Source organism: Klebsiella grimontii, from assembly GCF_042137965.1.
In the GTDB taxonomy this organism is placed as follows: Bacteria; Pseudomonadota; Gammaproteobacteria; order Enterobacterales; family Enterobacteriaceae; genus Klebsiella; species Klebsiella grimontii.
The window spans coordinates 143,576-165,894 of record NZ_CP169722.1; the positions used below are offsets into that span (position 1 = coordinate 143,576).

Annotated in this window: 19 protein-coding genes; 7 read left to right on the forward strand and 12 right to left on the reverse strand. The window is 52.9% G+C overall.

The window, feature by feature from the left end; genetic code table 11:
• Positions 1-25: 25 nt before the first annotated feature.
• A complete protein-coding gene (locus tag ACE3MN_RS27615; protein WP_136455094.1) occupies positions 26-8,608 on the forward strand; it encodes a GH36-type glycosyl hydrolase domain-containing protein in 8,583 nt (2,860 codons plus the stop codon).
• A gap of 19 nt (positions 8,609-8,627) precedes the next feature.
• On the opposite strand, the gene ACE3MN_RS27620 is transcribed toward ACE3MN_RS27615, so the two are convergent.
• Positions 8,628-8,861 carry a hypothetical protein gene (locus ACE3MN_RS27620; protein ID WP_004132711.1) on the reverse strand — a complete coding sequence of 78 codons (234 nt, stop codon included), beginning with the start codon at positions 8,859-8,861 and terminating at the stop codon, positions 8,628-8,630.
• Positions 8,862-9,014: 153 nt separating this feature from the next.
• Between ACE3MN_RS27620 and ACE3MN_RS27625 the strand changes: the two genes are divergently transcribed.
• The 3 genes from ACE3MN_RS27625 to lpxP all read left to right on the forward strand — a co-directional run bounded on the left by ACE3MN_RS27625 (position 9,015) and on the right by lpxP (position 10,653).
• Positions 9,015-9,191 carry a YnfU family zinc-binding protein gene (locus tag ACE3MN_RS27625; RefSeq protein WP_213076229.1) on the forward strand — a complete coding sequence of 59 codons (177 nt, stop codon included), beginning with the start codon at positions 9,015-9,017 and terminating at the stop codon, positions 9,189-9,191.
• A 79-nt stretch (positions 9,192-9,270) separates the two neighbouring features.
• On the forward strand, positions 9,271-9,543 hold the full coding sequence (locus ACE3MN_RS27630; RefSeq protein ID WP_171279005.1) for a hypothetical protein: 273 nt from the start codon (positions 9,271-9,273) through the stop codon (positions 9,541-9,543).
• Positions 9,544-9,744: 201 nt separating this feature from the next.
• Entirely contained in the window at positions 9,745-10,653 is a 909-nt protein-coding gene (lpxP, locus tag ACE3MN_RS27635) for a kdo(2)-lipid IV(A) palmitoleoyltransferase (protein ID WP_015705671.1), read from the forward strand.
• Between the two features lie 258 nt (positions 10,654-10,911).
• Here the strand turns inward: lpxP and ACE3MN_RS27640 are convergent, their stop codons facing one another.
• The 9 genes from ACE3MN_RS27640 to ACE3MN_RS27680 form a co-directional block, all read right to left on the reverse strand.
• Positions 10,912-11,229 carry a hypothetical protein gene (locus ACE3MN_RS27640; RefSeq protein WP_064349935.1) on the reverse strand — a complete coding sequence of 106 codons (318 nt, stop codon included), beginning with the start codon at positions 11,227-11,229 and terminating at the stop codon, positions 10,912-10,914.
• A gap of 28 nt (positions 11,230-11,257) precedes the next feature.
• Entirely contained in the window at positions 11,258-11,503 is a 246-nt protein-coding gene (locus tag ACE3MN_RS27645; RefSeq protein ID WP_375364402.1) for a DNA polymerase III subunit theta, read from the reverse strand.
• 184 nt (positions 11,504-11,687) lie between these two features.
• Positions 11,688-11,879, reverse strand: a complete 192-nt coding sequence (locus ACE3MN_RS27650) for a hypothetical protein (RefSeq protein WP_064349931.1) — start codon at positions 11,877-11,879, stop codon at positions 11,688-11,690.
• Between the two features lie 77 nt (positions 11,880-11,956).
• Complete coding sequence (locus tag ACE3MN_RS27655; RefSeq protein ID WP_064349942.1) at positions 11,957-12,382, reverse strand: antirestriction protein; 426 nt, start codon at positions 12,380-12,382, stop codon at positions 11,957-11,959.
• A 434-nt stretch (positions 12,383-12,816) separates the two neighbouring features.
• The gene (locus ACE3MN_RS27660) at positions 12,817-13,599 is read right to left on the reverse strand and encodes a hypothetical protein (RefSeq protein ID WP_110277162.1); all 783 of its coding nucleotides are present in this window, start codon (positions 13,597-13,599) and stop codon (positions 12,817-12,819) included.
• Positions 13,600-13,652: 53 nt separating this feature from the next.
• Complete coding sequence (locus ACE3MN_RS27665; RefSeq protein WP_064349927.1) at positions 13,653-14,072, reverse strand: DUF1380 family protein; 420 nt, start codon at positions 14,070-14,072, stop codon at positions 13,653-13,655.
• 44 nt (positions 14,073-14,116) lie between these two features.
• Complete coding sequence (locus ACE3MN_RS27670) at positions 14,117-14,338, reverse strand: hypothetical protein (RefSeq protein WP_064349924.1); 222 nt, start codon at positions 14,336-14,338, stop codon at positions 14,117-14,119.
• On the reverse strand, positions 14,338-15,018 hold the full coding sequence (locus ACE3MN_RS27675; protein ID WP_375364403.1) for a DNA methylase: 681 nt from the start codon (positions 15,016-15,018) through the stop codon (positions 14,338-14,340). The genes ACE3MN_RS27670 and ACE3MN_RS27675 overlap by 1 nt, the downstream gene beginning before the upstream one ends.
• A gap of 555 nt (positions 15,019-15,573) precedes the next feature.
• Positions 15,574-15,804, reverse strand: a complete 231-nt coding sequence (locus tag ACE3MN_RS27680; protein WP_375364430.1) for a hypothetical protein — start codon at positions 15,802-15,804, stop codon at positions 15,574-15,576.
• 209 nt (positions 15,805-16,013) lie between these two features.
• Here ACE3MN_RS27680 and umuD point away from each other — a divergent pair, with 209 nt between their 5' ends.
• From umuD to ACE3MN_RS27695, 3 genes are all read left to right on the forward strand, one after another.
• Positions 16,014-16,439, forward strand: a complete 426-nt coding sequence (umuD, locus tag ACE3MN_RS27685) for a translesion error-prone DNA polymerase V autoproteolytic subunit (protein ID WP_064349914.1) — start codon at positions 16,014-16,016, stop codon at positions 16,437-16,439.
• Complete coding sequence (locus tag ACE3MN_RS27690; RefSeq protein ID WP_375364404.1) at positions 16,439-17,713, forward strand: Y-family DNA polymerase; 1,275 nt, start codon at positions 16,439-16,441, stop codon at positions 17,711-17,713. The genes umuD and ACE3MN_RS27690 overlap by 1 nt, the downstream gene beginning before the upstream one ends.
• Positions 17,714-17,902: 189 nt before the next feature.
• On the forward strand, positions 17,903-18,169 hold the full coding sequence (locus tag ACE3MN_RS27695; protein WP_375364405.1) for a hypothetical protein: 267 nt from the start codon (positions 17,903-17,905) through the stop codon (positions 18,167-18,169).
• Positions 18,170-19,406: 1,237 nt separating this feature from the next.
• On the opposite strand, the gene ACE3MN_RS27700 is transcribed toward ACE3MN_RS27695, so the two are convergent.
• Positions 19,407-20,378, reverse strand: a complete 972-nt coding sequence (locus tag ACE3MN_RS27700) for a ParB/RepB/Spo0J family plasmid partition protein (RefSeq protein WP_367971056.1) — start codon at positions 20,376-20,378, stop codon at positions 19,407-19,409.
• The gene (gene sopA / locus ACE3MN_RS27705) at positions 20,378-21,544 is read right to left on the reverse strand and encodes a plasmid-partitioning protein SopA (protein ID WP_064349905.1); all 1,167 of its coding nucleotides are present in this window, start codon (positions 21,542-21,544) and stop codon (positions 20,378-20,380) included. Before sopA ends, ACE3MN_RS27700 begins: the two co-directional genes overlap by 1 nt.
• Positions 21,545-22,319 lie beyond the last annotated feature (775 nt).

Here is a 22,319-nt window from a genome sequence, read left to right on the forward strand (position 1 = left end):
GCTAACGTTGCATCAGAGCAATGCTATGAAAATGATCCCCAGAGCGTGGTTTAACCGCTCCCGTATTCCGAAGAATGCTGCCGAAAACATAACGTTTTCGGCGAACGATCCTGCCGGTGAAAGCTCGCCGCGGTCAGAACTCTTTTCGACCGTCCAGATGGAACGCTACGGCCAGAAGCTGGCGCGAACTCATAAAGTATCACCGGATAGGCATCCTTATTATCTTCTGAAACGGCTTGGCGACAATGAGGCCGTCATTACCCAAAACTGCTATGAGCTTAACGCGGGTAAAAAGACCAGTATCATGCCCGCCGGTGAATGGCTGCTGGACAATTATTATCTGATTGAGGAACAAATCCGCACTGTCCGCCAGCATCTGCCGAAAAGCTTTGGCAAAGGTCTTCCGTCGCTTGTATCGCCGTTGAATTGCCCACGAATTTATCATATTGCATCAGAGGCCATTGCTCACGGCGATGGCCGCTGGGATGCCGCCAGCCTGACCAGCTATCTCACTGCCTATCAACAGGTGACGCCGCTGACGCTGGGTGAAGTCTGGGCGTTACCGGGAATGCTGCGCCTTGCGCTGATTGAAAATCTTCGTCGTATCAGTATGGAAGTGATAAAAGCGCAGCAGGACAGAAACCTTGCTGATACGTGGATAACAAGGATTGTCGAATGCGCAGAGAGTGCGCCTGGTGATTTAATCATGGTGGTTGCCGATATGGCGCGCTCCCGACCTCCGTTAACCAGTGCGTTTGTCGCAGAGCTGGTGCGGCGCCTGCAGGGGCATGGCAACGCGCTGTCGTTACCTCTGACCTGGGTTGATCAGTGCCTTCGGGAACAGGGGATCACCACTGACGTTCTCATACATAGTTTCAATCAGCAGCTTGCCGCCAGCCAGCTGTCCGTCAGTAACAGCATCGCGGGCCTGCGTTTATTGAGTGAAACGGACTGGGCTGATTTCGCCGAAACGATAAGCGTTGTCGAACAGGCATTACGCAATGATCCTGCCGGCATCTATCCCCGGATGCACTTCAATACCCGGGATCATTACCGGCACGTAGTTGAGGTTCTGGCCAGGGACAGCGGTCTCAGCGAGCCTGAGGTTGCTGAGAAGGTGCTGGCGCTTTCAGAGGAAAAAGCGCCCGATACACCGGAACATCATGTTGGTTATTATCTTGCGGGCGAAGGTCGACAGGCGCTGGATATTCATCTCCTGGCAGACGCCTCAAGGCTCATACGCTTGCGGCACAGTTTCAACAGAATAACCCTGCTGTCATGGCTTGGAAGCCTGGCGTTGCTGACAACCGCAGCGACCGCAGCAATATTGCACGAAACCGCCATGCAGGGCGCAGACTGGCTATTGATCGCGGTGATATTACCTCTGATTATCGCATTAACTCAGTTAATGAGCGATTTGCTCAGTGATGCAACCACCCGTTTTCGCGTTCCTCGACCCTTACCGGGGATGGATTTTTCAGCCGGTATTCCCGCTGACAGTGCCACCATGTTAGTCATTCCCTGCATGTTGACCAGCCACGAAAGTTTCAGCCAGCTCCTCACCAGTCTTGAAGTCTGCTGGTTGGGGAATGAAAACGAAAATCTCAGGTTCGCGCTGCTCACTGATTTTGCTGATTCTGAAAATGAACCCTCGCCGGAAAGTCACGCGCTGCTCAGACAGGCTATCGCCGATACGCAGGCGCTTAATCGCCGCTACCCCTCCGGCCGACCACGTTTTTATCTGTTACATCGCCAGCCTGAATGGAACCCCTCGGAAGGAGCGTGGATGGGCTATGAACGCAAGCGGGGAAAACTGGCGTTACTGAACAGCTGGTTGCGCCATCCCGGAACGCAATTCGTCAGCGTTGCAGAGATGCCTGCCCACCTTTTACCGGGTCACATAAAATACGTCATTACCCTGGACAGCGATACGGTGCTCCCGCGCGATACGGCACACAAACTCGTCGCGACGATGGCGCATCCGCTGAATACGCCTGAGTATGATCCGGTACGCCAGAGGGTTGTCAAAGGATTCGGTATTTTACAGCCCGGTCTTGCGGAGGAGATACCACGCAACGGTCAGGGGCGTTACGCAGCCCTGCGCAGCAGCGTACCGGGCAATAACCCTTATTCGATGATGTCTTCGGATATTTATCAGGATCTCTTTGGGGAAGGCTCGTTTGTGGGCAAAGGGATTTACGATGTTGATATTTTTATGCAGGCCACTACCAACATCTGCCCGGAAAATCTGGTACTCAGCCACGATCTGCTTGAAGGATGCTATGCACGTTCGGGTCTGCTGAGCGAGGTGTTACTGTACGAACAGTACCCTAATAATTATCTGTCGGATGTTGCACGACGTTCACGCTGGATCCGGGGTGACTGGCAACTGCTTAACTGGCTAAAACCACGCGTCAGAAAAGCCGATGGAACCCGGGTCAGGAATCCGCTGACCGCGCTTTCTTACTGGAAATTACTCGATAATCTACGTCGCAGTCTGGTCGCCCCCTCCTTACTGATATTGCTGTTCTTCGCTCTGCTTTGGGTACCCAACCCGGTTTACTGGCTGGGCATACTGTTGCTGATATGGCTGTTGCCAGCCATCCTCTGCATTAGCCACGACCTTCTGCATAAACCTCTGCGTCGCCGCGTGAAGCCGCATCTGTTAATGGTGGGGGCGGGCGCGCTAAAGCGTCTGTCAGGTATCAGCCTTAATTTTGCGATACTGCCGCACGAAGCCGGATATTCGCTGAAAGCGATCGCCGTGACGCTATGGCGACTGGGGATAAGCAGGCGTCACCTCAGCCAGTGGGTCAGCCACAGCCAGGACAGCAGTCAGGCCAGACCCACTGTTGCACGTTTTTATCAGGCGATGTGGCTGAACGTTGCCGGTGGCGTGGCGCTGACAATACTGACCGGACAATTTGCCCCACAGCTGCTGGGGATTGCGTTACCGATCGGTTTGGTATGGTGTGTGGCACCGCTGCTGATGAGCTGGCTGAGTCGCCAGCCCGTGCGTAAGGTTTTTTCGCCTAATCAGGAACAAAAACAGCTGTTACGCCAGACAAGCCGTGAAATCTGGGCTTTTTTTGAAACATTTGCCACAGCAAAAGAGAACTGGCTTCCGCCTGATAATTATCAGGAAATACCACAACCGACGGTGGCACACCGAACTTCTCCTACCAATATTGGTCTTTCACTTATGGCTAACCTGACGGCATGGGACTTTGGCTACCTGCCCGGCGGAGAGGTGCTCCGGCGCGTGTCGCTCACGCTCGACACGATGGATAAAATGGAGCACTACCGGGGCCATCTCTACAACTGGTATGACACCCGTACGCTGGCCCCCCTAAGTCCACGCTATATCTCCAGCGTCGACAGCGGCAATATGGCCGGGCATTTATTGACCCTGCGTGCAGGCCTGTCCGCCATGCGTCATCAGCCTGTTTTAAGCAACCAACAGATACTGGCAGGACTGAACGATACGCTGGATATTCTGGAAAAACAGTGGGGTAAGAACCCACCTGACAGCCTGAGACTGCTGCGCAAGCATTGCCTGAACGCGGTGTCGCTCTCTCCGCAGGCGCTTTTCAGCGAACTGAAAAGCATGCGCACCCAGTGCAACCATCTGACCAGCGCATGTCATCAGGGATCTCCTCTTCAGATGCGCTGGGCTGGACATCTGGAGCATCAACTGGTTCAGCTTTGCCATGAGTGGTCTCTGTTGCTTGGCTGGTTGCCTGCATCCTGGAATGAACAGACGCTGCCGACGCTGAGCGAGCTTGCCCGTCCGACATTAACCGGTACAGGAACGCCTCCGGCGTCAGTGGCGGAGCAGGCCCGAATGCGACTCAATATTATCACCGAGCTGGAACAGCGGCTGGATGAGCATGCCCGGATGGATTTCGCCTTTCTGTACAGTGAAGCAACCAGTCTGCTCAGCGTCGGTTATAACTGTGACACCAATATGCCTGACAAAAGCCACTACGATCTCCTGCCGTCTGAAATCCGCCTGACCAGTTTTCTTGCCATTGCGACTAATCAGCTGCCTCTTAAAAGCTGGTACGCGCTGGGTCGATTGTTTACCACGATTGATAATGAAACTGCCCTGATGTCATGGAGCGGATCGATGTTTGAATATCTGATGCCGAATCTGGTGATGCCCACCTGGCCCGGCAGCCTGCTCGATGAAATGAGTCAGTCGGCGGTTATGCGCCAGATTCACTGGGGGAAAGAACGCGGGGTACCATGGGGTGTTTCAGAGTCTGGCTATCATGCTTTTGATGTTCAGCATAATTATCAGTATCAGGCATTTGGCGTACCGGGGCTCGGTCTACGCAGGGGGCTTGCCGATGACATGGTTGTCGCTCCTTACGCCACGCTGCTGGCGCTGATGGTTTCCCCGCAGAAAGCCTGTGAGAACCTGTTCAGGCTGCAAAAAAATGGTGCATGCGGAGAATACGGTTTTTATGAAGCGCTGGACTATACCCCCTCACGTCTTGCAACCGGTCAGCTCTATGCGGTGGTACAGTCCTGGATGGCGCATCACCAGGGTATGGCATTTCAGGCGCTGGCTCATGTGCTGCTTGATGCCCCCATGACTGAACGCTTTATGTCCAGTACGGTATTCCGGTCAGCGAGTCTGCTGTTACAGGAGCGCGTGCCGGATGCGGTCGATCTGTACAGTCCGCGCCGTCATTTTGAATCTCATGAGGGCATGGTCAAACCCGTTCGCTATGAACCCCGTATTTTCTATAGCGTGGATACCCCCGCCCCGGATATTCAACTCCTGTCCAACGGCCATTATCATCTGATGTTGACCGCGGGCGGCGGCGGTTACAGTCGCTGGAATGATATTGCACTAACGCGCTGGCGCAGTGATACCACCCGTGATAACTGGGGAGCATTCTGCTACATCCGCGATACCCAGACGGGAGATGTGTGGAGCAATACCTGGCAACCAACAGGCTACACCAGCGGACAAGACGAGGAAGTGTTGTTCACCGATGCGGGGGCAGAATTCAGACGCAGCTTAGGGGGACTCAGCGTCAAAACTCAGGTGGTGATCTCTCCGGAGGATGATGTTGAATTGCGACGGCTCACACTGATTCATCGTGGTCGCAAGCCTCGCTCTCTGGAGCTGACAACCTATGCTGAAGTGGTACTGGCACCTGATGCCAGCGATCTGGCACACCCGGCATTCAGCAATTTGTTTATTCAGACTGAGCTGGCTCCTGAGCGTGACGCTATTCTTTGCCACCGGCGCCCGCGCTCACCGAATGAACCGGGCCCTTGCCTGTTTCACATGATGGTGGTGCACGGCGATAACCGACATAACGTGTCGTTTGAAACGGACAGGGCAAGGTTTATTGGACGTGGCAGAAACCCTGCGAATGCACAGGCAATAGAGACGGGAGGGATGCTAGGCAACACGTCGGGCTCGGTGCTGGATCCGATACTGGCAATTCGCAACGCCATTATTCTGCAGCCGGGGCAGCCGGTTACGATTGATATCATTTATGGCATCAGCGAGACCCGTCAGCAGAGCCTGGCGTTGCTGGAGAAATATCGCGATTACCCTATCGCCGATCGCGTCTTTGAACTGGCCTGGTCTCACAGTCTGGTGGTATTGCGCCAGATGAACGCCAGTGAAGATGATGCCACGTTGTTCAATAGTCTCGCCAGCGCTGTGCTTTACCCTGTCCAGGAGCTGCGCGCCGAAGGCCAGGCGATCGGCCGCAACCGGCGTGGCCAGTCCGGACTGTGGGGCTGGGCAATTTCAGGGGATCTGCCGATAGTGCTGCTGAGTATAACCAGCGAGGAAAGTATCACCTCAGTGACCACACTGATTCAGGCACACCGTTACTGGAGACAGAAAGGGCTGGATGTTGATTTAGTTATCCTGAATAACAGCCCCGGCGGCTACCAGCAGGGATTACAAAATCAGGTTATGGAGTTAATTTATGCCGGGTCTGAAGCCAGTCTACTGGATAAAAAAGGCGGGCTTTTTGTCCGCAACGGTGAGCATCTCTCCGCTGAGGATAAGTTGCTTTTGATGAGCGTGGCCTGTCTTTATATTGATGACCGCGCAGGGGGTATTAATGAGCAGCTTAACCAGCGTATTCATACCCTGAAATCGCCGGCAAGGGCATTCATTCCGCGTGCTGTGCGCGAGCGTAATCAACATACGGACTGGAGCCCTGATACCAGTCAGTTATGCCATTTCAACGGATACGGTGGATTTTCTCAGGATGGGCGGGAGTATCAGATCGTCCTTCGGGAAAATGCGCTTACACCGGCTCCCTGGTCGAACATACTGGCAAATTCTCGTTTTGGCAGTGTGATCTCAGAGGCAGGGCAGGCCTATACCTGGTATGAGAATGCCCATGAATACCGGTTGACGCCGTGGGAGAACGATCCGGTGAGCGATCGCAGCGGCGAGGCATTTTACCTGCGCGATGAAGAGAGCGGGGAGTGCTGGTCGCCGACGGCTTTACCTGTTCGCGGACACGGTGATTACCTGACCCGCCATGGTTTTGGCTACAGCGTTTTTGCCCATCGTGAGAGTGGTATAGACAGCGAGTTGACGGTCCTGGTTGCTGAAGAAGATCCGGTTAAACTGGTGCTCCTGACGCTCAGTAACTCTTCGGGACGGACACGTCAACTTTCCGTCACAGGCTATGTAGAGTGGACGCTCGGAGAAACACGAACGCGCTCAGCCCCTCACATTGTGACACATGTGGCCAGAACGCCCGGCGGCTGCGGGATACTTGCGAATAACTTTTATGGTGATAATGGTGGCGGCCGAACTGCATTTTTTGCCGTCAGCGGTAATGACTGTTCTCTGACAGGGGACCGCCGGGAGTTTATTGGCCGTAATGGTTCCCTTCACGCCCCTTCGGCTATGAAACTGCAAAAGCTTTCTGGTAAGACGGGGGCCGGTCTGGATCCCTGCGGAGCGGTGCAATCGGCGGTTACATTAATTGACGGGGACCAGAGGACGTTTATTTTTATCCTCGGTGCAGAGGAGAATGATGTTTGTGCTCAGGAGACGCTGGCCCGCTACATGAACGAGGATACGGTCCGCCAGGAGCTGAACCGGATTCATAATCACTGGCACAATGTTCTCGATAAAATCGTAGTTAACACCCCCGACACGTCCGTAAATTTACTGGTTAATGGCTGGCTGTTGTATCAGACGGTCGCCTGCCGTCTTATGGCCCGGAGTGGCTACTATCAGTCTGGCGGTGCATTTGGTTTTCGCGATCAGCTGCAGGATACGCTGGCTCTGAGCCACGCTGCTCCGGACCGGATGCGTGAACAGATAATACTCTGTGCATCACGGCAGTTTATCGAGGGGGATGTGCAGCACTGGTGGCACCCGCCTCACGGCAACGGTGTGCGTACCCGCTGTTCCGATGACTATCTTTGGCTGCCGCTTGCTGTTTGCCACTATGTTGAAACGACGGGGGATATGGATGCACTGGAAATACGCATTCCTTATCTGGAGGGACGCTCGCTTCAGCCTGGTGAAGAGTCTGTCTATGACACGCCGGTCATCAGCGGCACCGAAGAGACACTCTGGTTACACTGCGTCAAAGCTATTCACTATGGACTTCGCTTCGGGGAGCATGGCCTGCCGCTGATGGGGGCTGGTGACTGGAATGACGGGATGAACCGGGTGGGTATCGAAGGCAAAGGTGAAAGCGTCTGGCTGGGCTTCTTCCTGTACGACATTTTGCAGCGGTTTGCAGCGCTGGCGGAGCGCAGGCTGGATGAAAGCGTCGCCGCGATGTGCCGTTCACAGGCTCTGCGCCTGCAAAGTAATCTCGAAGCCCACGCCTGGGATGGGGAATGGTACCGGCGCGGGTATTTTGACGATGGTACTCCCCTGGGATCGAAAACCTCACAGGACTGCCGGATTGATGCGATTGCGCAGAGCTGGTCTGTATTGTCCGGCGCCGCGAGCCCGGGACGGTGCGCAAAGGCCATGCAGGCGCTGGATAAGCACCTTGTGGATAACGAAGGAGGGCTGATCAAACTGTTAACGCCTCCTTTCGACGGACACGGTCCAAATCCGGGCTACATACAGGGGTACCTGCCCGGCGTGCGGGAAAACGGAGGGCAGTATACGCATGGCGCCATCTGGGCAGTGATGGCCTTTGCCCGAATGGGGAATGCCGGACGAGCCTGGCAACTCTGGTCAATGCTCAACCCTATAAATCATACCCTGAATGCGGACTCTGTCGGGATTTATAAAGCTGAGCCTTATGTCATGAGTGCTGATGTCTACAGCGTCGCTCCCCATACCGGACGTGCAGGGTGGAGCTGGTATACCGGTTCCGCAGGCTGGGCCTGGCGTTTACTTACCGAGGAATTACTGGGGATAAAACGTTCCGGCACTGACTTTAGTGTTCATGCCAGGTTACCGGATGAGTGGTCGTCTTTTTCTATGGCATATCAATATGGTGAAAGCCATTATCAGATTAGTGTTTCACGCGGCGATGCAGAATATTGCGTGACGCTGGATGGTGTTCTCCTCCCTGATGACAGAATACCGCTGAAGGATGATGGACAAAACCATACGGTTGAGATCATTCAGAACTGACACTGATCCCGGAGGTGCATTAACGTCTGCCGTTAATGCGCTGATTATCCCTGAGAACATCAATCGCAGTCTGCATGGCGATTTTGTCATCCCGCCTTTTTTGTTTGTCCTGCATGACCTGAAGGTATTCCAGCAAGGTGCGGGTATTAATCGGTCGGCCCTGTTTACCCACAGCCAGCACGGCTTCGCCAAGAATAATTTTCACAGGCGGTAGTTGTGCCGGATACCAGTCAAGGGTGTCTTCTGATTTCATCTTAAATTTCTCACGGAAGGGTAGTGTATCATAAATAAGATGTTCAATTTTCAATATCTGATATCCTGATTCAGACACAACTTAACATAACTTATGCCAGTTATTTTTCTATTAAAGCGTATAATAATCACTCTATTCCTCAGAGAATTATTTATGTCTTATACAAATGGGCTCAGGTATTTTAAAGAAAGACCGGTTCATGTTGCCTGCCCGGTATGCGCACACAGAGCCGATCAGAAAGCAGGTAAACTAAGAAAAGATGCGGTTCTTGAGTGCCCTGCCTGCGGACTGTTGTTCAGGCCTTCAGAATGCTGGTGTATCGGCGGCTGATCAGCTTCTGCCACTTAACGACAGTGATGTCGGGAAATGACAACATTTCTCCTGTACTGCAGTTGTCGAGGGTATGATAATGAAATCTAAAAAATCTGTTTTTATTGAAGGGCATATCCTGTCGAACAGCTGTCACGGACAGGCTGGCCAACCTTTCTGTATTCACCGGGTCAGGTTTAGTAATGGTAAATATGCGATTATCCGGGTGGCTTCAGGGATATGTTTCAAACCAGGCGAAAGTATTCAACGAAACGATTGCGAGTGGTTTTATAAACTTACCAAAATTCGGCTTCTTTCTTTTGAGTACCTTGATGATGATGAATCAAGAAGACAATTTCTTGAGTATCAATGATAAAACCATGGATTTATAACAGAATAAATTTGCTGGCTTACAATTCATCCTGGCTCTTTAAATCCTTTACCAGGCATTTCAAAATTATTTTCTCTGAATTTAGATGGGTTTAAATTGTCTAAAACAAAATGTATCGCTAAAGACGAATTGCCTCATTGTTTTCCTTTTGCGTTATAACCTTCATTAGCATTAAGGAAATTTATGGCACAGACGTTTACTCATAATTTACTTCATCCTCGCCACTGGCTTACCTGGTCTGGTTTGGGTCTGCTGTGGCTTCTCGTTCAGCTTCCTTACCCGGTTTTACATATTCTGGGTTCTGGCCTTGGAAAAATATCCAGACCCTTTCTGAAACGTCGGGAAGGAATTGCGATTAGAAATATCGAACTGTGCTTCCCCGAGATGACACCGTTTGCCCGGAGCCAGATGGTTAATAAAAACTTTGTTTCTCTTGGGCTGGGACTGATGGAAACAGGAATGGCCTGGTTCTGGAGCGATGCGAGAGTCAAAAAATGGTTTGATGTTGAAGGGCTTGAAAACCTGACCGGCGCGACAAGAGGAGTAATGGTTGTCGGGATTCATTTTATGTCCCTTGAGTTGTGTGGAAGGGTAATGGGGTTATGTCATCCTATGATGGCAACGTATCGCCCACACAATGATCCATTAATGGAATGGGTACAGACAAAAGGGCGTATGCGTTCAAATAAAGCTATGATTAATCGCCGTAATTTATCTGGTTTTGTTCATGCGCTAAAAGCTGGTGAAGCCGTTTGGTTTGCACCAGACCAGGATTATGGGTCTAAAGGAAGCGTTTTTGCACCTTTTTTCTCGGTAAAAAAAGCAGCAACGACGAACGGAACGTATGCTCTGTCAAAGCTCGCTGGTGCACACTTAATCACACTTAGCATGATTCGACGTAGCGATAAAAAAGGTTATCACATGTATATCAGCAATCCGTTGTCAGGCTATCCAGGGGAAGACAAGGTCGCCGCAGCGGCTTATATGAATAAGATCATCGAGCATGAAATTCTCCGTGCTCCTGAGCAATACCTGTGGATGCATCGCAGGTTCAAAACGCGTCCTGAAGGCGAAGTCTCTTTATACAAATGAACCACTCTACTTGTCATGAGCCAGAATCTGTCTTTCTTGACACTGCGTATTTGTAAAAAATGCGATAAGGAATTTTCGATCGGATTCATGTTAACGATGGCTTGACTGACAGCCAAGGTTAATCAATCGAACCGGTTCGGATTTGAAGGTCCGTTTTTCGCTCTTAGCTGCCTGTCAACCTGGTTGCATTTTGTTGGCGAAGGTCAAGTAAAATGCAAACGGGTAGTGAGGTCACATACAATTACGCAAACGGGCACGTCAGGAACGAAAATGTTTTTCTTTTCTGTACAGCGCAACGCTGTACCAGGCTGAACTCAGGAAAGCAAAAACGTTAATCACCATTCTTAATTCGTTACCCGGTTCTTTCCCCTTCAGCATCATCGTCATGACGATGCCGGCAACGATAATCCATGCCACGCCAGTCCAGAGACGCATTTTATCTGCCACTACGTTTATCAGGACAAAAGCAACGGCCAGGGTTGCCCCCCATAATGCGGGGACAGGCTGAAACGGGTTATACAAAAGGTTAATCCCGGTAAACAGAGCAACGACAGCAAACATGACTGACATACGCATACTTTTTCCCTCCACTGGCCCACTCTCCTTAACCTTCTTCTGGCTTCTGATATTCAGGTGCATTTGCGCGCGGCAGCTGCTGGCTGTTCAGCCTGTGAATACGCAATCTATCCTGGAAATATTCACGGAGATGCTCTGGCTGTTCACGCTCCGCGAGCTCGGACACAACAGGCTTGTTCATTCGCTCCAGCCATGCGACGGCAGCGGCCGCTTTATCGACGGAGACTTTGTCCTGATCTTCTTTTGAGAAAGAGGCGATATTCCACTTTGACATCGGCATTACCGGTTAACAAACAACTTTGCGGAGAGTATACCCTTTCGTCGATCTTATTGACCAGTAACGGAGAGAGCGTGTGCGGCGCCGCAGGCGCGGCGAAACGCCTCGCCGGCAGGCGCAGCCTGCCCGGGTTTTCGCGCGGGCTGACAGGCGCCCTCCTGCCCGACGCCTGCCATCCTGCTTACTGTTCTTTTCCACCCTGTAAGATGAAATGACCGCCGAGATACACGGCGCACTGACAGGTCATATATTCGCAGATTTCATCCATGACCTGCGCGGTTGTGAGTTCCCGCTGGCCGGAATCACGGCGGCGGGCATTTATCAGGGCTTTGTACTGTCGCAGTATTTCGCGGGATTCTGGCGCAATATTCATCCGTATTATCCTTAACCGGCGGGATTTCCCCGCCGTGTATTATTCAGTCTCTGAAAACATGCCATCCTGGTCGTTAATCATTCCAGCGCGGCGTAAATGGCGTTGCATTCCGGGTGAAAGGTAATGTGATTCCAGAGCTGGGCATCACGCAGCATGTAAAGGTGGGTCAGGGCCGGGTTATTGCAATCATGCCAGGCCGCCAGACGACGGTTAACAGCCATGCTGGTCAGGATAATGCCCGCCGCGTCGGCACTGACGGTACGATCGAACCAGTTTTCCGTGTGAACCAGATGTACTCGCCCACAATCCGGCATCATGTAGCCACCGCCTTCCGGCAGCCGAATGAAGTACCAGAAACAACCTTCATACTCCGGCATCAGTTTTTTCGCCAGGGCGTACACCTGTAACTCCGCGATCATAAAATCATTGCCGAACATGTACGGCAGGAAGGAAAGTCGATCGGACTCTTCAACATTCAGGACCGCGCGCGTTTTCAACTGCATGGTAAAAACCTCCGTAATCACATGGACTGCGACACCGGGCGGTGCCGTGCCTCCATAACAGACGGGCGGTCAGTCGGGAATGCAGGGGCGCAAGGGAAGCCGCAGCCTGACGCACACGGCAGGCGGGAGCTGAAGGGTGAGTCCGTGAAAACTGAGCGGGCGAACGACCGGAAGAACCCGGCTGACGGGAAGGAGGGACCGGGTGACCGCCGCGGCGAAGCGCACTCTTGCATTCGCGACAGCCCGGCTACGATGGAGGCACGGCACAGCCCGCATACGCCACAGTGATATCAGAGAGTGGTTTTCACCGATAAGGCCCGGAAACCGGGCCGGGTGAACGCGGAGCCGGCACGGGGACATCCTTTTAGCACTGGTCCTCTTACGCCGGCAGGCAAAAAAGGGAAGGACTCCCCTTTCCTCCCCCCGGCGGTTCCTTACACTGATCGGATTGTTGAAAATGCATTGCAGACAAGGGTGATTTCTGCGCGCGCTTCTGCCATGACCTCATGTAGCAGGGTTAAATCCATCCACCGGCGCGGAGGCTCTCCCGGAGTACGTAACACATCGCACATCTGCCCACACGCCAGGATCTGATCCACTTTGTCGCTGATAACAAAGAACTCAACGGCACTGTAGCGCGCGCCTTTGTTGAGGATGGCATCAAGCACCACCGGTACATTGTCGTCATCCTCGTCCAGCCAGCAGGGCATATCATTTTCTTTCACAACCAGACGGAAATTTCGTGTCTGGCGGTAAAACAGCGTTTCCCCGCGAGTGGTCAGCGCGGCCTCTATCCGGCGAGCATCCTCCCGAACCTGCCGGGAGATATTCCGGACGGCATGAAACAGACAATCGGTTACAGCGTGAATTTCCGGCTCCGTCAGCCATTCCCCGGCCCAGGGAAAGGATATTTGTGTCCCGTCCTCCGGAAGCTGTGGTGCGTCTGCATAACGGCTGCCGGATAAAATAATCTGCGCGGGCGTCCCGGCTATTTTTGTCATGGCAGTTTGCAGCTCTGCGGGTACGCCACCGGTACAAAGCAAAGGAAGCAGATGAACCATATTTGCCGCATCCAGACGGACATACATGCTTATCCATCCGGGTTTGTTTACCGGATCACGCTGATCAACATCGGTATGGTCAGGCCATCCATAATCAGCTATCAGATCACGCGCGCGGCGCATCACCAGGGCGTTTAGTGTGGTGGTTTCCTGCATGGTATCGTCCTCGAAACAGGTTAATGACACGCCGCCCGGGCGGCGTGCAGATTTCAGTTTTTCAGTAATGCGCGCACTTTCGCCGTATCAGAAAGGCGACGGGTCACGCTTTCCGGCACCGGATGGTTATCATCCCGGGCGGCCCATTCCCTGTGCCATAACGCCTGTTCGGCGGTCGTCAGCAGGGTTTCGAGCAGGTCAGCCGGCACCAGGACTCCCGCAACGGCCTCTTTCACTTCCTCGATCAGGCTCATCACCGCACCGGCAGACACACCCGACTCAAGCCGCTGGTCTTCCGGTATGGCGTCCATGCGCTCCAGCACCGCCTTTATGTCCTGTTCAGAAACGACACATTCCATCCCGCCGGCCAGCGCTTCGATATCCTCCGGGGACCAGACAATCAGGTTCAGCGGGGTTTCTGCGGGATAGTGCTCATTCAGCAACCGGCAGAGGGTTTCACAGGTTCCGTACATATTTTTTCTCCGTTGATTCTGTGGGGCGGCACCGCCGCCCGCTGTCAGTCCTGAAAACTTTCATCCAGCATCAGGGCGATATTGAATGCCTTGTCCAGCAGTTCGCTGATACGCCGCAGACTCATGCCAGCCAGCCGTTCAGGCAGCCCGTCATGCCGGTAGTGATACTTTTCTTCCAGCACAGTGAGGGTGGTTTTCAGGTCGCACAGGTTGTTCGCCAGCCCGGCCATATCGCGGCGCAGGGTTTCGTGTCCGCCGTAGTTCATTACGCGGCCTCCGGATAAAAGACGTCGTTGGCGGCCGGGCGCTGCATGGCGCGCTGTACCGCTGACAGGCGGGCAATCCCCGCTTTGTGGTACTGCTCCATCAGTTCAATGCCGATGTAACGGCGCCCAGACTGGAGGGCTGCCACGCAGGTGGAGCCTGAGCCGGCAAACGGATCGAGAACAATGGCGTTCGGGTGTGTGAAGCTCTCGATCAGAGGTTGCAGGCTGGTAACGGGTTTTTCGGTCGGGTGGTGGCGGTTGCCGCTGTATTTCCAGCTCAGCACGTCCGGCAGCGAGTCCTGCGGCAGCGGCGGGCGCCCTTTCGCCAGGATATAGGCGCATTCATGGCGGTAGCCGACAAACGCGGATTTGGACGAGTACGTTTTGGTGAACACCAGATGCCCGACCACGCTGAACCCGGCGCTTTTCCATGCGGCCATAAAACGATCGACGCGGTTCCAGCCGTAAAAACTGACCATCAGCGCGTCTTTTTTGAGTACGCGATACATCTGATTGCAGGCAGGCTGGAGCCACTCGTCGGTTTTGTCCCCGGCAAGGGTGCGGCCGGCGCGGTCACGGAAGCCGACCAGGTACGGGGGATCGGTCAGAATGAAATCGACGGCGCGATCGGGAAAGCCGCCCATAATATCGATACAGTTACCCAGGATAAAACGGGACATAAGGATACCTCGTGGTGACAGGGGGCACCCAGGAGGACGTCGGTACGACGTCCGTTCCCTGCTGCCCGGAGCCTGTACGCCGCGACCGGTAACGGGTCAAGCTGACCGTGGAATACCGCAGCCGTCAGGCTTTCCGACGGCAAGGCTATGCCGCGAAAGCGGCTTGAAGGGCGCTCCTCAAAAGGCGAGTGGATGGCGTAAAATCACAACAACGCCGGACAGGAGCGGAAAAGCCGCCCGTCCCGTGTCCGCCCGGGCGCGGCACACTGGCTCCGGGCAGTGACTATTCCCGCGCCAGGCGCGGCATCGATGCGGAGCAGCGCGACATCATTATTTTCTGAAGTACCGGGCAGGAAAGGTAAAGGCGCCCACACAGGCACCGTGCGGCAGCGGACGCACAGGAGAACGGGTGAACGGCGGAAGAAACTTTCGGGAACCCGCTATCCACAGAGCGTCTGTTTAACTCTGTGGATAACCTGGAGGCAGCTGGCGGAGAAGAGCCATAAGGCAGGCGTCGCGTTAACTGTTCTTTTTTTGAGCAGAGTGAAAAGAATATCAGCGTGGCCGGGGCTTGCCTCCGACCAGGGACAGGCCGATATAAACCCCCGCCCCCCAGATAACCTGCGACACCACGAAGATCCACAGCGGGACGTCGAACACCAGAAGCGGAAGCAGGCACACGGTGACAATGCCAATCAGTTGACTGCCGTATTTTCTGCGTACAGGTTCACTGCTGTCGACCGGGACGCCGGCAAACCGGAGAACATTTCTGAAGCCGGGTGACATAAAGACCTCTTCGGGAATGAAATTCATTTGATATTAGTATATTACAGGATAACGGGGTCAGTGCCGTCCTGGCATGCGTTTTTGTTACATGACACTTTTTTTCGCCATCACAGCAGGGGGTTAGCGTGGGGAGGCGTAAAGAGGCTTGCAAAAACAAGCAGCCGGTAAAATAATTACTGTATATATGTACAGTAAAAGGGAACAAGACGGTGAAATTCACATCTGCAGCACTCAACCCCGGAATACTCACTCTTCCGCTTTTCACTGAACGATGCGCGGCAGGTTTCCCCTCCCCTGCAGCCGATTACACCGAATCAGAACTGGACCTCAACGAGTATTGTATTCGCCGGCGCCACTCGACCTATTTCGTCAGGGCCATCGGAAACTCGATGACGGACATCGGTCTGTACTCCGGCGATCTGATGGTCGTCGATAAAGCGGAAAAACCCCGGCATGGCGATATCGTTATTGCCGAGATTGAAGGGGAGTTTACCGTCAAGCGGCTTCTGCTGACCCCCCGCCCTGCCCTGCAGGCGATGAACCCGGCTTATCCTAACCTGTACCCGGACCCGGAAACGCTGCAGATATTTGGCGTGGTGACCGCGTTTATTCATAAAACACGGGATACGGACTGATGTACGCCCTGGCCGACGTGAATTCGTTCTATGCCAGCTGCGAGAAGGTGTTTCGCCCTGATTTGCGAGGAAAACCAGTGGTTTGCCTTAGTAATAACGATGGCTGTGTAATCGCCCGAAGCGCGGAAGCCAAACGCCGACTGGGCATCAAGATGGGCACCCCGTGGTTCCAGCTGAAGGCCACACAGTTCCCTGAGAAGCTGTACGTGTTCTCCAGTAATTATGAGCTTTATGCGAGCCTCAGTAACCGCGTGGTTGCGCTGCTGGAAGAGTTATCTCCCCGCGTTGAGCAGTACTCCATCGACGAATGCTTCCTGGACGTCAGCGGTATCAGCCACTGTATGGACCTGGAAGCCTTCGGCACGCAGCTGCGTGAGCACGTTCGCAATGGCACCGGTCTGACGATCGGAGTCGGTATCGGCGCCACAAAAACGCTGGCGAAGTCGGCGCAGTGGGCATCAAAAGAGTGGCCGCAATTCCGCGGCGTGCTGGCGCTGACTCCGGCCAATCCGCGGCGAACGGCAAAGCTGCTATCCCTGCAGCCGGTTGAAAAAATATGGGGGGTTGGAAACCGGATAGCGAAGAAACTGAAAGTGATGGGGATCACCACGGCGCTGCAGCTGTCCCTGACTAACCCGACGTTCATCCGGAAAAACTTTAACGTGGTACTCGAGCGAACGGTCCGGGAGCTGAACGGAGAGAGCTGCATTTCGCTGGAGGAAGCAACACCGCCCAAACAGCAGATCGTCTGCAGTCGCAGCTTCGGGCAGCGGATCACCACCTATGATGAGCTCCGCCAGGCCATATGTCAGTACGCTGAGCGGGCAGCTGAAAAACTGCGCGGTGAGCGCCAGTACTGCCGGCACATTTCCGCATTCATCAAAACCTCGCCGTTCGCCGTCAAAGAGCCGTACTACGGAAATATCTCGACGGAAAAACTGAGTACGCCAACGCGCGATACCCGGGACATTATCGCTGCTGCGGTTAACGCGCTGGACAGGATCTGGGTACCTGGCCATCGTTACGCAAAAGCCGGCGTCATGCTGAACGATTTCAGTCCAAACGGAGTCTCTCAGCTGAACCTGTTCGATGAGATACAGCCGCGGCCGCACAGTGATGAACTGATGAAAGTCCTCGATGGCATTAATCACTCAGGGCTTGGTAAGATCTGGTTTGCCGGCAGAGGTATTGCTCCTGAGTGGCAGATGAAGCGGGAGATGTTGTCGCCGGCATATACAACCCGCTGGAAAGAGTTACCGGTTGCCAGGTTTTAACCCGGCATGGCTCAGCCCGGGTCTGGCTTGCATGGCCACCAGGATGGGAAAATGCAAAACAGGAAAAGTTATTCATCGATGAGCTATGGACAGCTCATCCAGCTTTCCATGAGAAGAAAAATAACTTATCGTTTAAAAAACCGGGTATCACTCTTTTATCAATAACTCTGGCAAATTAAAGGAATGCAAATGATAACTTTGGTAACTCTGGCCATCATCTCCATACCTGTGATCTATATTCTATGGGATAAGTATATTCGAATATACCCACTCTCCTACTTCGGCATCGGAGACGTGCAGCGTGTTGCCAACTGGGAAAATCCTGAATGGCGAGTGCGGGTTTTTTCTCGAGGCGGTATGACCAGCTATGAGTGGATAAAAATCAACACCTGTCAGCTTGAGGCGTTCAAATCAGAGCTGCAACGCAGAAAAGCTAAGTTTCCCTCCTCAGATTGAAAACGTCATAGCTTCTTCATGATGGATACTCAGGTAATTGCGATCAGTTATACAGCCCTCTCCCGGTTTTATCCTCCGTTTTTACGGATAATCAATATAGCTACCTCCGCCTATTAGATGGTTGGCATATACTGTGTCGGTCATGCCATCGTAGCCCCTTTCCTAACCCGTAGCTCTGAAATACTGTACGTAACGGGCCAGATACTCCTGAGACCGATCGGCCTGGAGGGATAGCCGCCGAGGAAATTATTTGTTTCCTGCCGAGCAATATCTTATCACTCACTGCCGGCCTGCAGATGCGGAGTGCTTCCATATCCTTCGTTTATTTGACGGTGAGTGTAGGCCGGCAGGGTAATGTGAGCAGCATTATGTTCAAATGGGACCACGGTCCCAGCAGGCTGGCCGACGGTAGGAACATTGATTATGTAGGACCACGGTCCGAGCTGACCGACTGGCAGTGGGATCATTGATTAAATGGGACCACGGTACCAGCAGGCAGAACAACGGTAGCAGCATTGATTATGTGGGACCACGGTCCCAGCAGGCTGACCGACGGTGGATGCATTGACTAGGTGGGACCGCGATCCCAGCTGGCTGACCGCCGATGGGTGCATTAACTAAGTGGGCCACGGTCCCAGCTGGCTGACCGCCGCTCGGTGCATTAACTAAGTGGGACCACGGTCCCAGCTGGCTGACCGCCGCTCGGTGCATTAACTAAGTGGTACCACGGTCCCAGCTGGCTGACCGCCGCTCGGTGCATTAACTAAGTGGGACCACGGTCCCAGCTGGCTGACCGCCGATGGGTGCATTAACTAAGTGGGACCACGGTCCCAGTTGGCTGACCGCCGCTCGGTGCATTAACTAAGTGGGACCACGGTCCCAGCTGGCTGACCGCCGATGGGTGCATTAACTAAGTGGGACCACGGTCCCAGCTGACTGACCGCCGGTGGGTGTATTGATTAAGTGGGGCCACGGTGCCAGCTGGCTGACCGCCGATGGGTGCTTTAACTAAGTGGGACCACGGTGTCAGCTGGCTGACTGCCGGTGGGTGCATTGATAAAGGTGGGACCGCGATCCCAGCGGGCTGAGCGCCGATGGGTACATTGACTAAGTGGGACCGCGGTCCCAGATAACTGATGGCGGATGATTAGGGAAATATAGAAAGGGTAACCAATAAAGAATAAGGGTCGTTATGGTGAAGAACTTCTGAAATTAAAATTCTCCACCGTTCGGTATGTTATGAAGCTGTAGATCCCAGTTCTTTTAAAATGGCTTCAATTCTTTCAATACATTCTGCAGGCAAGCGCGTTCTGTCGAGGTTCAGTATAACTTTATCCCCCTTGTAGAGAGCAGATGCACCTGGTGCGTATTGATGCCGCGAGCTCAGATTAGATCTAACCGCAGGTGTATTTTTCAGAACAGCGGTCAGTAAAGTAATAACCTCATCGGCTTCAAAAATCACTCCCGCTTTCTTTTGCCCATGCAGGTTAGCAGCCTGTTTTATCAGTAATTCCTCTTTATCGGCAAAAGCTTTAAAGAGGGTTTCACCTGCCCGGGCTGAAAGTTCCCCAGGATGAGAGAAGAGGGCAACAACCGATTTTGGCAATCTGGATGTATTGATACAGCGACTGATAATCTTGCGCGAGATGTTTTCGGCATCGGCAAGCGCAGAGATATTGCCGGCAAATTCATTCTGCAGGCGAGTTGCATAACGATGCCCTCGTTCATAGGCGCTGGTTGGACGATAGTCATTACCTAGCCGTGACAGCGCCGCCATTTGTTCATCATCAAGGTCGCCGACAAGGATCCGATAGTCACTGGATGTCAGGATGGCAGCTTTTCGTCGACGACTACCATCCGCAATCTCAATAACACCTGAAACCCGACGCCCGAAAGCAGGTGTTTGCTGGCCTGCCAGTAAGAAGGATGGTATCAGGTCGTCCAGAGCGTCTTCTGTCAGAAGCTCCTGATCACGTTCATTACCTGACCAGACTCTGGAGTTACCTTCAATCGAGCTACCTGGGATAACTTCCAGTGTAAATTTGACTTCTCGCCCACATACAGGCAGAGCGATTGCATTTCCACGGGCCATTGCCCCAACACGAGCAATCAACGAATCAACCATTGGCGCGGCCGGAGCGGGGGACGTTGCCACTTCCGCAGGTGCGGTACTCGCAGAATGTTTTGGAATGACGGGGGCGCGTTTCATTATCTAATCTCCCAACGTGGTTTAATCAGGCGATCAAAAATTTCGTTGCAAACAGGCTCCCAGATAGACAGTGCATTACGCCAGGCGCCAGTGGAGGAACGCTGATCGATAGCCTGTTCGAAAACCGTTCTCATACGGATCTGACCTTTACCGACTTCATCCGTTTCGCGGACAACATTCTTCAAAACCATACTTCCCCAGGCATCTCGGATCTGCTCTTCCATCCAGGGAGACTGCGAACCATTGTTGTTAGAGTATTTAGTTAACAGGATGCGGACATCCGGCTCAAATCCTTTCAGATCAACGTTCTTCAATAAGTCACGCAGCATGTCAAAAAACTGCAGAGCGGAGGTGTAATCGAATAATTCTGCAGGCGTTGGTACAATCAGCACGTCGGCCGCACAAACCACATTGATAGTACCTATACCCAGGTTGGGTGCGCTGTCGATCACGATGACATCATAGTCATGAGCCACTGTTTCAATGGCTAAACGCAGCATCAGATGCGGATCGGTTGGCAGTTTTCCTTCATCAAACTTACCCATCAGTTCGGTTTCAATCCGATGTAATGCCAGGCAGGATGGAATGATATCGAGACCTGGCCAGCAGGTAGGTTTTACCGCATAGCTGGCATCATCTTTTTCGCCAAGATAGAAGGGGAGTAACGTGTCTTCAGCATGAATATGGAGATCGGGTACCCATCCGTGATACATCGATGCTGTTCCTTGCGGGTCGTTGCCTTCAACAAGCAAAACACGTAACCCTTTCAGAGCAAGATCCTGAGCAAGGTGAACAGAAACCGACGTTTTATAAACGCCACCTTTGTGAGCGGCGACGCCGATAACCGGTGGGAAGGCATCCTCTGAACGCCGCAGACGGGTACCAAAAACATCCCGCATGTGATTGATTTGTTCGATGGTATAGCCGACACGTTGTTCAACTCTGCCGCGGGTTTCAAGATCGGGGTGTGGCAGACGGCCTGCTTTCTCTGCATCCCTGATGGCCTGAGACGATACTCCAACTAAATCAGCGGCTTCACCAATCCTCCAGCGGCGGGTAATTTTGCGAGCCTCAGGGCTGTCATCATTGAATTGGGCAATCGCAATTGCTTTAGTCATTTCGTGGCCAGCGGTTATGCACTGGTTAAGTGTATCCATTAGTCCCATATTGAGCATCCTTTAATCATCACTTTGCATTATTTTATTAAATCTTGGAATTTAATGCAAAGCAACAATAAAAACGCAAAGTGAACTAAAACATGCAAAGTTGCTCACGAAATAGGCAGTTATCGATCTGGATCAGATGAGATTTCACGGATACTGCATACCGCAGTCAATAATAGTTACTACCGCTCGCCGCAGAACGCTTTCGCGCTCCGTGAGAAAGCGTTGAGGAAGCGGAAAAGAGCTGAACTTACTGAAAGCACTGACGCGCTGATGCCAATTACGCACACTAAATCTTTCCTGCTGTGAATATTCACTGTGGCATGCAATATATTGACTGTGGTATGCGATTCTATTATTCAGAGTGGCCAAAAGAGCCGATGAAGGTTACGTACTACAGTCAAGATTTGATCTGGTCGGGGAGTAGTGCGACATCATGACGATGAACTCATCGCGAGGTGTATTAAAAATATCACACCAGGTGACGGACTTACGTCAATTTTGATGTGAACTGGTCTGGCAGAGTTATTCATAGTGTCGATCCAATAAATGATCCTATAGAGATCATAGTGAGATCATAAAGAGATCCCCGGATCGTTTGAGCCCCCGTGTTGACTGGTCTTAAGGGGGCTCAGCATTGACTATAGCGTGTTAAATGTTGACTGACGTATGCATTATCTAATACTGTGATATGCAACGGTATTTACTGAGGTATGTATTTCCGTTGACTGAGATATGCATTTATACTTGCCCTTGTGGATAACCGTTGGGATCAAAG